This is a genomic window from Ruegeria arenilitoris (assembly GCF_013035425.1).
GTDB classification, from domain to species: Bacteria; Pseudomonadota; Alphaproteobacteria; order Rhodobacterales; family Rhodobacteraceae; genus Ruegeria; species Ruegeria arenilitoris_A.
The window spans coordinates 173,669-185,283 of the sequence record NZ_WQHX01000005.1 but is presented as its reverse complement, the minus strand read 5'-3'; the positions used below and the strand labels follow the sequence as shown (position 1 = coordinate 185,283).

At 53.3% G+C, this 11,615-nt stretch carries 13 protein-coding genes; 10 read left to right on the top strand and 3 right to left on the bottom strand.

Translation table 11 applies throughout. The features are described 5' to 3' along the window. Nucleotides 1-18 precede the first annotated feature (18 nt). The gene (locus tag GOV45_RS15385) at nucleotides 19-723 is read right to left on the bottom strand and encodes a GntR family transcriptional regulator (RefSeq protein WP_170479386.1); all 705 of its coding nucleotides are present in this window, start codon (nucleotides 721-723) and stop codon (nucleotides 19-21) included. Between the two features lie 32 nt (nucleotides 724-755). Beyond that, the gene (locus GOV45_RS15380; protein WP_437436527.1) at nucleotides 756-2,129 is read right to left on the bottom strand and encodes a formimidoylglutamate deiminase; all 1,374 of its coding nucleotides are present in this window, start codon (nucleotides 2,127-2,129) and stop codon (nucleotides 756-758) included. 57 nt (nucleotides 2,130-2,186) lie between these two features. Here GOV45_RS15380 and hutI point away from each other — a divergent pair, with 57 nt between their 5' ends. From hutI to GOV45_RS15340, 8 genes are all read left to right on the top strand, one after another. After that, nucleotides 2,187-3,392: an imidazolonepropionase gene (gene hutI, locus GOV45_RS15375; protein ID WP_170479384.1), complete on the top strand. Its 1,206-nt coding sequence runs from the start codon at nucleotides 2,187-2,189 to the stop codon at nucleotides 3,390-3,392. Next, complete coding sequence (gene hutH / locus GOV45_RS15370) at nucleotides 3,389-4,924, top strand: histidine ammonia-lyase (protein ID WP_170479382.1); 1,536 nt, start codon at nucleotides 3,389-3,391, stop codon at nucleotides 4,922-4,924. The genes hutI and hutH overlap by 4 nt, the downstream gene beginning before the upstream one ends. Beyond that, the gene (hutG, locus tag GOV45_RS15365; protein WP_170479380.1) at nucleotides 4,924-5,721 is read left to right on the top strand and encodes an N-formylglutamate deformylase; all 798 of its coding nucleotides are present in this window, start codon (nucleotides 4,924-4,926) and stop codon (nucleotides 5,719-5,721) included. Before hutH ends, hutG begins: the two co-directional genes overlap by 1 nt. Beyond that, entirely contained in the window at nucleotides 5,718-7,400 is a 1,683-nt protein-coding gene (hutU, locus tag GOV45_RS15360) for a urocanate hydratase (protein ID WP_170479378.1), read from the top strand. Before hutG ends, hutU begins: the two co-directional genes overlap by 4 nt. A 72-nt stretch (nucleotides 7,401-7,472) precedes the next feature. Continuing rightward, entirely contained in the window at nucleotides 7,473-8,351 is an 879-nt protein-coding gene (gene serB / locus GOV45_RS15355) for a phosphoserine phosphatase SerB (RefSeq protein WP_170479377.1), read from the top strand. 41 nt (nucleotides 8,352-8,392) lie between these two features. After that, nucleotides 8,393-8,722, top strand: a complete 330-nt coding sequence (locus GOV45_RS15350) for an ArsR/SmtB family transcription factor (RefSeq protein ID WP_170479375.1) — start codon at nucleotides 8,393-8,395, stop codon at nucleotides 8,720-8,722. After that, nucleotides 8,710-9,138, top strand: coding sequence for an SRPBCC family protein (locus GOV45_RS15345; RefSeq protein WP_170479373.1), 429 nt, complete (start codon nucleotides 8,710-8,712; stop codon nucleotides 9,136-9,138). The genes GOV45_RS15350 and GOV45_RS15345 overlap by 13 nt, the downstream gene beginning before the upstream one ends. A 22-nt stretch (nucleotides 9,139-9,160) precedes the next feature. Then, nucleotides 9,161-9,475, top strand: a complete 315-nt coding sequence (locus tag GOV45_RS15340) for a YciI family protein (RefSeq protein WP_170479371.1) — start codon at nucleotides 9,161-9,163, stop codon at nucleotides 9,473-9,475. Between the two features lie 7 nt (nucleotides 9,476-9,482). On the opposite strand, the gene GOV45_RS15335 is transcribed toward GOV45_RS15340, so the two are convergent. Beyond that, entirely contained in the window at nucleotides 9,483-10,481 is a 999-nt protein-coding gene (locus GOV45_RS15335) for an asparaginase (protein WP_170479369.1), read from the bottom strand. 180 nt (nucleotides 10,482-10,661) lie between these two features. Here GOV45_RS15335 and GOV45_RS15330 point away from each other — a divergent pair, with 180 nt between their 5' ends. Beyond that, the gene (locus GOV45_RS15330; protein ID WP_170479367.1) at nucleotides 10,662-11,195 is read left to right on the top strand and encodes an invasion associated locus B family protein; all 534 of its coding nucleotides are present in this window, start codon (nucleotides 10,662-10,664) and stop codon (nucleotides 11,193-11,195) included. A gap of 167 nt (nucleotides 11,196-11,362) precedes the next feature. Next, complete coding sequence (locus GOV45_RS15325) at nucleotides 11,363-11,530, top strand: hypothetical protein (RefSeq protein WP_170479366.1); 168 nt, start codon at nucleotides 11,363-11,365, stop codon at nucleotides 11,528-11,530. Nucleotides 11,531-11,615 lie beyond the last annotated feature (85 nt).

The following is an 11,615-nucleotide window of genomic DNA, read 5'->3' as shown; positions in this document are numbered from 1 at the left end:
GCCCTTGAACTGACAAATCTAGAACTGTGTCGTCATTCGATACCCGGCGGCAAAATACATCTTGGCAAAAGTGACCGGTTGGCCTTGCAGCCATGTAATACGTTCGGCCGTGAAGACGGGTTCGTCTTTTGGAAGATCAAGGAAACCAGCCACTGTTTCGTCAGCGCGACTGGCCATGAACGTTAGCTCGACATTGGTAAAAGGCACTGTTTGCACCAGCCATTCGTTTGGGCCGATGCTCTTGAAATCGGCCTGTTCGACCTCTGGAACGCTTTCCACGATAATCCAGCGATCTTCGTATTGATAAGGTGTATTTGTCGAATAGTGCATACAACGCACGTGGGTCGCGGCCTGACCAGGGCGCAGTGCGAGCCGTGCAACAAGCCAGTCTGGTGAGGGAACGGTTTGTGCAGAAACCAGCGCATATCTATAAGCACCGCCCGATGCTTCAACCTCATCCCGGACCATGGGTATAGTGAAATTGGCCTTACGTTGAGGCGCACTCAGTACACGCGTTCCCGCCTTACGCCGACGTTGCAAGTACCCTTCCTCGGCCAGTTCTCGCATGGCCCGGTTCACAGTGGTTCTGGTGCACGAGAATTCGAGGGCAAGGTCTTGTTCGCTGGGCAAGAGAGTATCAGGTTGCCACTCGCCCGACTGGATACGGTCCAGTACGGTCTGTTTGATGTACCTGTATCCCATGGCGTCGTTGGATTTTGTCATTTCGTCTCTAATCCTGATTTTCCACGCTGAATTTATGCAATCAATGTTGCCATTGCGACTTCGTAGGCTGGAACAATCCGGTCGCGGGCAACATGCCTTCCATCTCGTACGACATGACGCCCAGCGGACCAAAGCTCAGATACCAAGCCATCAGGGGCGGAAAAACAGAAGCCGTCCAAGAGATGATTGTCATGCAAGGTCGACAAAGTCGTGTGCGAGCAATCGATCGCAACCAAGTCGGCCAACTTGCCCACCTCGATCTTCCCGGCGTCGCGACCCAGAGCTTGTGCACCACCGCGTGCGGCGCCAGTGTATAGCGATAGACCAACGGATACTTCGCCGCTTACCATCACATTGCGAGCCATGTCTCGCAATCTCTGAGAATACTCCAGCGTCCGCAATTCTTCGGGTAATGAAATCCTTACATTAGAGTCTGATCCAACTCCAAATGCCCCGCCAGCGTCGACATAGGTGGCGCCATCAAATATTCCATCGCCCAAATTAGCCTCGGTTATGGGACACAAGCCGGCGACCGCGCCGGAACGCGCCAGTGCCTTTGTTTCGTTGTGGGTCATATGCGTGGCGTGGATGAGGCACCAGCGCTCTGTGACATTCACGTTGTTAAGCAGCCAGTCAACGGGACGCTGCCCAAAGGCGTCTTTGACTTGAGCAACTTCTTCGAGTTGCTCTGCAATGTGCATATGGAACGGACCGGCTTTGCAATGGCCCAACAGTCCATTCAAGTCTTCTGGTGTCGTTGCCCGAAGTGAATGCGGTGCGGTTCCCAAAATCGAGTCCATGTGCGGCAATAATCTGCGACACTCGTCCTGCAGGCGCAAATAACTTTCGACGTCATTGCCAAATCGCATTTGGCCGCCAGTCAATTTTTCCTGAGCGACACCGCCGTACGTGTATAGAACAGGTAATAGAGTCAGACCAATGCCGGTTTGGTCAGCTGCTGCACAAATACGTCTGCTTAATTCCGCCCGGTCCTCGTAGGGTTGGCCTCCTGGTTGATGGTGGACATAGTGAAACTCTCCTACCGAAGCGTACCCGGCTTCTTGCATTTCCATAAAAGCTAATGCCGCGACGGACTGAATTTGTTCTGGTGTCATTAGATTCAGAAACTGGTACATGAGTTTCCGCCAGGTCCAGAAGCTTTCTTTGCCAGCGGCGCGAAACTCGGTTCTGCCAGCCATCGCGCGTTGGAATGAATGGCTATGCAGGTTTCCTAATGCCGGCAGTAACAAATCGACACAAATGTCTTCAGGTTGCGCATCGGCTGCGAATTGCAGTCCTGATATCCGCGTGCCTTCGATCTCCACCCGCAAGTTGCTTTCGAGCCTAGAGCCTAACAAAGCCTTTTTCGCATAGATCAGCATCAAGTTTCCAATTTGTGTAGACATGAACACGTTATACATATACGAAAAAAAAGATCTCGGAGGGAACCAAAAAGATTCGCCATGACGAAAAAACTTGTTCTCCAAAGTGCGAACATTGCGACCATGCAAGACGGCAAGCCATATGGTCTAATTCGAAGCGGATCGATCACCATCGAAGGCGAACAGATAGTCTGGGTCGGAGAAACAACGGACGAGCCGAAACAATATCGAGACTGGCCTCGCGATGATTTTGGAGAGCGGCTGATCTCACCAGGGCTGATCGATGCGCACACCCATGTCATCTATGGGGGGAACCGAGCGCGCGAGTTCGAAATGCGTCTGAACGGTGCAACTTATGAAGAGGTGGCGCGCGCAGGTGGCGGCATATTGTCGACAGTCAAGGCGACACGGTCGGCGACTGAGGACGATTTGCTGACCGACGCGTTACCGCGGGTCGACGCGCTGATCGCAGAGGGCGTGACCTGTATCGAGGTCAAGTCCGGTTACGGGTTAGATAAAGAAACCGAATTGCGAATGCTTCGGGCCGCACGGCGGATCCAACAGGTCAGGCCGGTTCGCATTAAGACCACGTTCCTTGGGGCTCATGCGATTCCACCTGAATACTCCGGCAATGGCGACGCCTATATTGCCGAGAGTTGTATTCCGGCGATGCACGAAGCCTACGACGAAGGTCTTGTCGATGCCGTTGACGGATTTTGTGAAACTATAGCTTTTACGCCAGAGCAAATTACACATGTATTCGAAGAGGCGTCAAAAATTGGATTACCGATCAAGTTGCACGCTGAACAGTTGTCAAATCTGGGGGGCGCAACACTGGCGGCGTCCTACGGTGCCTTGTCCGCTGATCATCTCGAGTATCTGGATGAGGACGGCGTTTCCGCCATGGCGCGGGCAGGAACGGTTGCGATGCTGTTGCCCGGAGCTTTTTACACATTGCGTGAAACACAATACCCGCCGGTGGAGTTATTTCGAAAATATAAGGTGCCAATGGCTTTGGCCACGGACTGCAATCCGGGTTCATCTCCTCTGACATCCTTGCTGCTTGTCATGAATATGGGGTGCACTCTGTTTCGTATGACACCAAGCGAGGCCATGGCTGCAGTTACAAGAAACGCCGCGCTGGGTTTAGGTATAATGGATACGGGGGTCATTGCACCAGGGAACCGCGCTGATCTGGCGGTCTGGGATGTAACTGATCCGGCAGAACTTTCCTATCGCGTTGGATTTAACCCTCTGCACAAACGAATTTTTGGAGGCTACGGATGACGGTTCTTTCCCTAGTCCCGGGCAAGGTTTCGTTAAATGAATTGTCTAGCATTTATTGGGACGAAACCGATGTGGAACTTGATCAGATATGCCGCCCTCAGGTCGAAGGTGCCGCGGCTCGGATCGTGCAGGTGGCTCAGGGGGCTGATCCTGTCTACGGTGTGAACACAGGTTTTGGAAAACTGGCCAGCCATAAGATTGAGCCCCAGGATACATCATCGCTTCAGCGCAATTTGATCCTCAGTCATTGTTGTGGGGTTGGTCCCGCAGTTCCGCGTCGTCTGGCAAGGCTCATGATGTCATTGAAACTTCTTTCCTTTGGTCGCGGTGCTTCGGGCGTCAGGTGGGCGTTAATCAGCCTTTTGGAGCAGATGCTATCCCGAGGGGTCACGCCAGTGATCCCTGCGCAAGGTTCGGTCGGAGCGTCCGGTGACCTCGCGCCGTTGGCTCATATGACTGCAGTGATCATCGGAGAAGGCTTGGCCGAGGTGAACGGCGTCGTGCAAAAGGGTGTCGATTCGCTAAAATCGGTAGGGTTAGAGCCTGTTCAGTTGGGCCCGAAGGAAGGCCTGGCCTTTATCAACGGAACGCAGTTCTCAACTGCTTATGCCCTTGCTGGTTTGTTTGAAAGCTGGCGCGCCGCTCAGAATGCTTTGGTTATTTCGGCTGCTTCGACGGACGCGATAATGGGATCGACGGCCCCCCTGCAACCGGGCATTCACGGCTTGCGTGGACACCGTGGGCAAATCGAAGCTGCCAGTGCCATGCGCGAGGTCCTGCAAGGTTCAGAAATTCGGGAAAGCCACCGAGATGGTGACACGCGTGTCCAAGACCCTTACTGCATCCGATGTCAGCCACAGGTCACTGGCGCAGCCATGGATGTAATCCGGCAAGCTGCAGGGACTTTGGAGATCGAAGCGAACGCCGCAACTGATAATCCGTTGATTTTAAACGAAACGGGCGCGGTGGTTTCGGGTGGGAATTTCCACGCCGAGCCAGTTGGATTTGCTGCAGACATGATTGCGCTGGCTGTCTCTGAGATTGGTGCCATTTCACAAAGACGCACGGCTTTGATGGTCGACCCGGTTCTCAGTTTTGATCTGCCACCGTTTCTGACGCCTGAGCCCGGGTTGAATTCGGGTCTAATGATTGCCGAAGTGACGACTGCGGCGCTAATGAGCGAAAACAAACACCTTGCCAACCCTTGCGTAACTGACAGCACTCCTACCTCGGCGAACCAGGAGGATCACGTGTCAATGGCGGCCCATGGTGCACGGCGTTTGATCCGGATGGTTAAAAACCTGAACCATATCCTGGGGATTGAGTTGTTGTGTGCTGCTCAGGGAATCGAGTTCCGCAAACCTTTGAAATCCAGCAAGCCGCTGCAACAGGTAATCACCCGCCTGCGTGAATCCGTTCCGCCTTTGGTTCAAGATCGCTATCTGGCACCCGAGCTTGAGACTGCAAAAGATCTTGTAGCAGGGGGCGAGATACTGCGCGCGGTCAAGGTTAAAATGCCGGAGTTGATCTGATGCAGGTTGTTGATGTCTGCCAAGGATACGGCCCGATTGTTCTGGCGCAACCTCATGGAGGAACATTCCTGCCCAAATCTGTTGCAGATCGCCTGAATGACAATGGCAAGGTATTGGCGGACACGGATTGGGAGATAAACAGGCTCTATTCTGGACTATTGCAGAATGCAACGGTGGTTAAATCGAACGTCCACCGATACGTGATCGATGCCAACCGCGACCCAAGCGGAGTGTCATTGTATCCCGGACAAAACACTACGACCCTAGTGCCAACGACGGACTTCGATGGTCGATCTATTTGGTTGGACGGTCAGGAGCCGTCTGTGGATGAGATAGAAAATAGGCGGAAACTGTATCATGCGCCCTATCACGAAGCACTGGTCAAAGAGCTTGACCGCGTAAAGGCAAGGCATGGGGTTGCATTACTGTACGACTGCCATTCAATCCGCAGCCGCATCCCCTTTCTATTTGATGGAATACTGCCGGACATGAACCTTGGTACGAATGGTGGCGTAACTTGCGCCCCGGAAATCCAGGCTATTGCCCATGAATTTGCTGATTCGTCGCCCTTTTCCGCTGTGTTGAACGGGCGTTTTCGAGGCGGTTGGACGACGCGTCACTATGGCCACCCTTCAGATGGCATACATGCAATTCAGATGGAATTGGCCCAGTCCACCTATCTGTCCTCTCAAACACCGCCTTGGGACTATGACAACAAGAAGGCAAGACGGTTGCGCAAGTGGCTGAAAGACATGTTGGAAGCTATCGAAGATACCGTATTGGAGCTGGTACAATGACCGATCCACGCAAGAATACTCGAGATATTTATCCGCCAACTGGCCCCGGACTGAACGCTAAAAGTTGGGTGACCGAAGCGCCTTTGCGAATGCTCATGAATAATCTGCACCCCGATGTAGCAGAGAACCCGCACGAGTTAGTGGTCTACGGTGGAATTGGGCGCGCTGCGCGGACGTGGAAAGATTTCGACACTATTGTTGCCAGTTTGAAGGACTTGGAGGAGGACGAAACGCTGATCGTTCAGTCGGGTAAGCCGGTTGCGATCATTCGCACCCACAAGGATGCGCCCCGGGTGTTGATTGCAAACTCGAACCTTGTTCCGCATTGGGCGACCTGGGATCATTTTAATGAACTCGATAGAAAGGGCTTAATGATGTACGGCCAGATGACAGCGGGTTCGTGGATTTATATTGGTACGCAGGGCATTGTTCAGGGCACTTATGAGACATTTGCCGAAGCAGGTCGTCAGCACTATGGCGGTGATCTTACCGGTAAATGGATTCTAACTGGAGGCTTGGGTGGCATGGGCGGCGCGCAGCCACTTGCCGCCGTGTTCGCCGGGGCCTGCTGTCTGGCCGTTGAATGCAACCCTGACAGTATCGACTTTCGATTGCGGACGAAATATCTGGATGAAAAGGCTGAAACGCTCGATGAAGCGCTTGCGATGATTGATCGCTGGACCAAAGCAGGACAAGCGAAGTCAGTTGGTTTACTGGGTAATGCAGCTGAGGTGTTCCCTGCGATTTACAGGCGCATGCAGGCCGGAGGAATGCGCCCAGATATTGTTACTGATCAGACCAGCGCACATGATCCTATCAATGGATATCTTCCGCTTGGTTGGTCAATGGCTGAGTGGCGCGCAAAGCGGGAATCAGAGCCTAAATCTGTCGAAAAGGCCGCCCGCTCTTCAATGAAACAGCACGTTGCAGCCATGGTGGACTTCTGGAACGCAGGGGTTCCAACGCTGGACTACGGAAACAATATCCGACAGGTGGCGCAGGATGAAGGGCTTGAAAACGCCTTTGCCTTTCCCGGTTTCGTCCCGGCTTATATCCGTCCGTTGTTCTGCAAAGGTATTGGTCCGTTCCGTTGGTGCGCACTATCGGGTGATCCCGAGGACATCTACAAAACCGACGCAAAGATGAAGGAACTTTTCCCCGAGAATGAGCACCTGCACCGCTGGCTGGACATGGCGCAAGAGCGTATAGCATTTCAGGGATTGCCTGCCCGTATTTGCTGGATCGGATTGGGCGACAGACATCGTGCAGGGCTTGCGTTCAACGAGATGGTCGCAAACGGAGAGTTAAAGGCACCTGTGGTCATTGGGCGTGATCATTTAGATTCCGGCTCGGTCGCCAGCCCCAACCGCGAGACTGAGGCGATGTTGGATGGGTCGGATGCAGTTTCTGACTGGCCACTTTTGAACGCCTTGATCAACACTGCAAGTGGCGCGACATGGGTATCTCTACACCATGGCGGTGGGGTTGGGATGGGATTTAGTCAGCATGCGGGCGTCGTAATCTGCGCGGACGGAACCGAGGATGCAGCACGGCGACTTGAGCGAGTTTTATGGAACGATCCGGCCTCGGGCGTTTGGCGCCACGCCGATGCGGGTTATGAGATCGCCAAAGATTGTGCGAACGAATATGGTTTGCGCCTTCCAGGTATTCTAGGCTGAAACGGATCAAACTGGCTCTGGCGAAAATGCTGCGCCTGCGATATGCGCAGTTCAACTTGTCGGAGACCAAATATGTATGTTGCCACCCTGCTGACTAACCCTGCAGCGCCAACGCTGGAACTGTCGCTGGTTGACTCCTTGCGTAACGCATGGGGTGGGGGCGAGATCGTTTGGCTTGGTTCCGATGAGGCTGCTGAGTTTACCCTGCGGGAAGCTCCCGACAATCTGTGGAGTGTTTGGGCTGAATTGCAAGCAATGGAAGTAGACCTGATTGTGCAACCTGTTGAAACGCGGCGTAAAAAGATGCTGTTGGCTGATATGGACAGCACAATGATACAGCAAGAATGCATTGACGAGCTTGCGGATGAGGCCGGGGTTGGCGAGCGGGTGAAAGACATAACCGCACGTGCAATGAACGGCGAACTGGACTTTGAGGGCGCACTGGTTGAAAGGGTGGGCCTTTTAAAAGGTTTAGACGAAGGCGTGATAAGCAAAGTCTTGAATGAACGGATCAAATTGATGCCAGGCGGCAGGGAACTATTGAACACGATGCGCACTAATGGCGCGTATGCAGTTTTGGTTTCTGGTGGCTTCACTGCGTTTACTGAGCGGGTGGCGGAAATGCTTGGGTTTGATGAGAACCGCGCCAATACCTTGTTGGCTGAACGAGGAAAACTGACTGGCGATGTCAAAAGACCAATCCTTGGTCGTCAGGCCAAAATCGAGGCTTTGGAAAGCATTACCAATCGTCTGGGGATTTCAGAAGCAGACGTGATTGCAGTAGGCGACGGCGCCAACGATCTGGGAATGCTAGGCAGAGCCGGGACAGGCGTGGCCTTGCACGCCAAACCCTCGGTCGCGGAAAAATGCAGTATTAGGGTCAATCACGGAGACCTGACGGCCTTATTGTATATTCAGGGCTATAGTCGTTCGGAATTTGCGGTCGCCTAAAGGTCTTTCCTTTATTTAACTTTTGTGTTAAATAAAGTGACATGAACACAGTTATTAATGCTTTTTCTGCTTTATCCGATTCCACTCGGTTCTCGATTGTTGAGCAACTGATGCAAGACGGAGAGCTGCCGGCAGGTGACCTGATCCTAGGTCGCGGCATGTCGGGCGCTGCAATCTCGCGCCACCTGAAGGTGCTGCGCGAGGCAGGTCTGGTGCAACAGCGCGTACATGGCACCCAAAGGATGTATTCGATTCAGCCTGAGGGACTGCGTGCAATTGCCGAATGGACCATATCGAAACGTCAGTTCTGGGAAGGCAGTTTAGACCGCCTTGGCGATATTCTTGAAAGGGAGAATTCATGGCCGACCTAAAGCTCGAACGGGAATTTCCCGTAAATGCGGATACCTTGTTCGCATGGCTCACCGACGGAGCAAAGCTTTTGCAGTGGTGGGGACCCGAAGGAATGCACGTGACCGAGAATAAGCTGGACTTCTCGCGCCTTGGACCTTGGTACTCGGTCATCGAGAATAGCGAAGGACAGAAGTACAAAGTTTCAGGTCATGTAACACATATTGATGTACCCAATTCGGTTGGCTTCACTTGGGCTTGGCATGATGATGAAGACACACGCGGGAATGAAAGCCACGTAATTTTTACTGTCACGACAACAGCTAGTGGATCACGGCTGGTTCTGGATCATCGTGAGTTGGCAGATGCCGAATCTGCAACGAACCATGAACAAGGCTGGACGTCTTCGCTGCGCAAACTCGAAGCGCGTTGTAAATAGATTTTCATTAGGGAGGAGCAAAATGCCCCAATATTTATTTGTATATCATGGTGGTCACACCCCAACCGACCCTGCAGAAATAGAAGCGACCATGGCCGCGTGGGGCGCATGGTTCCAAGGAATGGGCGATGCGTTAGAAATCCCTGGTAACCCAGTAGGCCAATCCTATACCGTTAGCTCTGGAGGTGTCATCGACAACGGAGGTGCAAACCCGGCCTCAGGCTTCACTGTCATCAAAGCCGATAGCATTGATGCTGCGACCGAAATGGCAAAAGGCTGTCCGATGGTTGTGAACGGTTCAGGCTCTGTCGAAGTAGCGGAAGTACACGAAATGTAAAACCCGGTCAGTCGGGGAAACCCGGAGCGGGTTTAAGTATACCGCATTCCAGCCCTCGTCGGCTGTACTGCGTAGCATTCATAAATTTGCGGGTGGCCGGGTGATCGGCCTCCAGCACCCCGAGGTTCACTAAAATGGCAGCGATGGCGCATTCGCTGGCGCGTGTGGCTCCATCGGCGATCTTCAAGGCCACGCCCAATCGTCTTTCCGGGATAATGGCCACAAAAACGGCTTCAGCCCCTGTTTTAATGGCCGCGCGCCCGTCCATTGCGCGCATCAGTTCTGTGCATGCGCGTGTCTCGCCCGCTACCAATTCAGGGTGTTTCACCATGGCTGCGGTTAATTGCAGCGCTGCATCGCTTGCCCGGTCTGACCGATCTGCGGCCGAGGCAAACCAAGCCATTGATCGTGCCAATCCAGCCAGCGAAACAGAAAAATTCGGTGCAGAACAACCATCAATTCCGTAACCCCGGCTCGTTTCGCCGGCAGTCTCTTCCAAGGCTGACAAACAGGCCTGCTGTACCGGATGATCAATTTCAAGGTATTCCGGTCCTGCACCCATGTGTTGGGACAGTGTAAGAAACCCACAGTGCTTTCCCGAGCAATTGTTGTGAATTTGACAGGGGGTATCGTCGGCTAAGATTAACCCATCTCTTGCCGCCATATCCTGCGGCTCTTGCGGTCCGCAGCGCAGATCGGGCTCAGCCAGACCCAAATGATCCAACCAAGCATATACACGATCTGTGTGAATGGCAGCCCCGCTGTGCGACGCGCAAGCCAACGCAAGATGTTCGCTGGTCAATCCGAACTTTGCCGCAGCCCCTGACGTGATCAGGGGCAATGCCTGTATCATCTTCGCAGAGGACCTAGGATAGACAACAGCCTCGGGATTTCCCCAACTACGCACGATCCGACCAACGTCATCACAAATCACTGCGTGGCCCAAGTGCAGACTTTCCAACATCGGTCCGCGCCAAAGTTCGGTCATCGGTACGGGTTGCGTCATCTGGACCTCCGGAATAATGCGCAAAATTCTGCCAATCGCCCTTTCGCCTGTGGCGAAACCTGCGTTAGTGTGTGTATGTCGGCAATCATCGGGATGCGCAACGTAGTACAGACGAACCGAAAGGGTTCGCAGCCATCTTAGATGTACGTGGGGTATTGGTCGAGCTAGGAGGCTGGACAGATGGGATCAAAACTCGCCTTTGTATTTGCGGGATTGTGCATGGCAGGGATGGCGACAACGGCCATTGCGCAACAAGCAACGAGCACCAATCGAGTTGCGGCAAAGACTGATTGGAGCGTTTTTGTAGAGGATGATCCAACGGAATGCTGGAGCGTTTCAGCCCCCAAGGAAACTGTTAACACCCGTGGCGGTCGGGTTGTTTCAGTGCGTCGCAGCGACATACTTTTGTTCGTGTTCTACCGCCCCAATGCCGAGGTCAAAGGTCAAGTGACTTTTACCGGCGGTTATCCTTTCGCATCCGGTTCCACCGTTAACCTGGTTGTCGACGGTAGCGAATTCGAGCTATTCACTGACGGTGAATGGGCTTGGCCGGCAACCGCTGCCGATGATGCCAAGATTGTCACGGCAATGAAGCGTGGGACCGAAGCGGTGTTGACCGCGCGTTCAGAACGCGGAACGCAGACCAAGGACACCTTCTCTCTGTTGGGCTTCACCGCTGCGATTGAAGATGCCGAGAAGCGCTGCACCAACTAATGATCAACTTCAGCTAAACACAGTCCAGCCACTTTTTGGGGCCTATTGGGTATGGTTTGAGCACGCTTCCACTTTTAGGTACGTCCGACGTCAAATTTGATCCTCGTCAAAGCAAGTGGTCCTATTGTCTGAACTAATCGGTTCAAGAGCTGGGAAGGAGCTTGCAAATGCTGAACAAAACTCTTGCTGCGTTATTAATGATTTCTGCTCTATTGCTGGGCGCTTGCGAAAAAGAAAGTGAAACTTACCCTGTCACCGGCGAGCAATGCGGGCCGGAAGACCCCGTACAGACCCTGGACGCTGCAGACTGTGATATCCTGCCAGCAGGCGTCTGATCAGCAACCTTATCACACGTCTCTGACCGGAGAGTGCAGAAAATCCCGGTCGCAAAGGAGCAATCCTTGCGACCGAACTTCAATT

What these genes read in the sequence shown, in the direction of transcription:
- GOV45_RS15385 (WP_170479386.1), bottom strand. Translation starts at nt 723, where the DNA reads ATGACAAAATCCAACGACGCCATGGGATACAGGTACATCAAACAGACC.
- GOV45_RS15380 (WP_437436527.1), bottom strand. Translation starts at nt 2,129, where the DNA reads ATGTCTACACAAATTGGAAACTTGATGCTGATCTATGCGAAAAAGGCT.
- hutI (WP_170479384.1), top strand. Translation starts at nt 2,187, where the DNA reads ATGACGAAAAAACTTGTTCTCCAAAGTGCGAACATTGCGACCATGCAA.
- hutH (WP_170479382.1), top strand. Translation starts at nt 3,389, where the DNA reads ATGACGGTTCTTTCCCTAGTCCCGGGCAAGGTTTCGTTAAATGAATTG.
- hutG (WP_170479380.1), top strand. Translation starts at nt 4,924, where the DNA reads ATGCAGGTTGTTGATGTCTGCCAAGGATACGGCCCGATTGTTCTGGCG.
- hutU (WP_170479378.1), top strand. Translation starts at nt 5,718, where the DNA reads ATGACCGATCCACGCAAGAATACTCGAGATATTTATCCGCCAACTGGC.
- serB (WP_170479377.1), top strand. Translation starts at nt 7,473, where the DNA reads ATGTATGTTGCCACCCTGCTGACTAACCCTGCAGCGCCAACGCTGGAA.
- GOV45_RS15350 (WP_170479375.1), top strand. Translation starts at nt 8,393, where the DNA reads ATGAACACAGTTATTAATGCTTTTTCTGCTTTATCCGATTCCACTCGG.
- GOV45_RS15345 (WP_170479373.1), top strand. Translation starts at nt 8,710, where the DNA reads ATGGCCGACCTAAAGCTCGAACGGGAATTTCCCGTAAATGCGGATACC.
- GOV45_RS15340 (WP_170479371.1), top strand. Translation starts at nt 9,161, where the DNA reads ATGCCCCAATATTTATTTGTATATCATGGTGGTCACACCCCAACCGAC.
- GOV45_RS15335 (WP_170479369.1), bottom strand. Translation starts at nt 10,481, where the DNA reads ATGACGCAACCCGTACCGATGACCGAACTTTGGCGCGGACCGATGTTG.
- GOV45_RS15330 (WP_170479367.1), top strand. Translation starts at nt 10,662, where the DNA reads ATGGGATCAAAACTCGCCTTTGTATTTGCGGGATTGTGCATGGCAGGG.
- GOV45_RS15325 (WP_170479366.1), top strand. Translation starts at nt 11,363, where the DNA reads ATGCTGAACAAAACTCTTGCTGCGTTATTAATGATTTCTGCTCTATTG.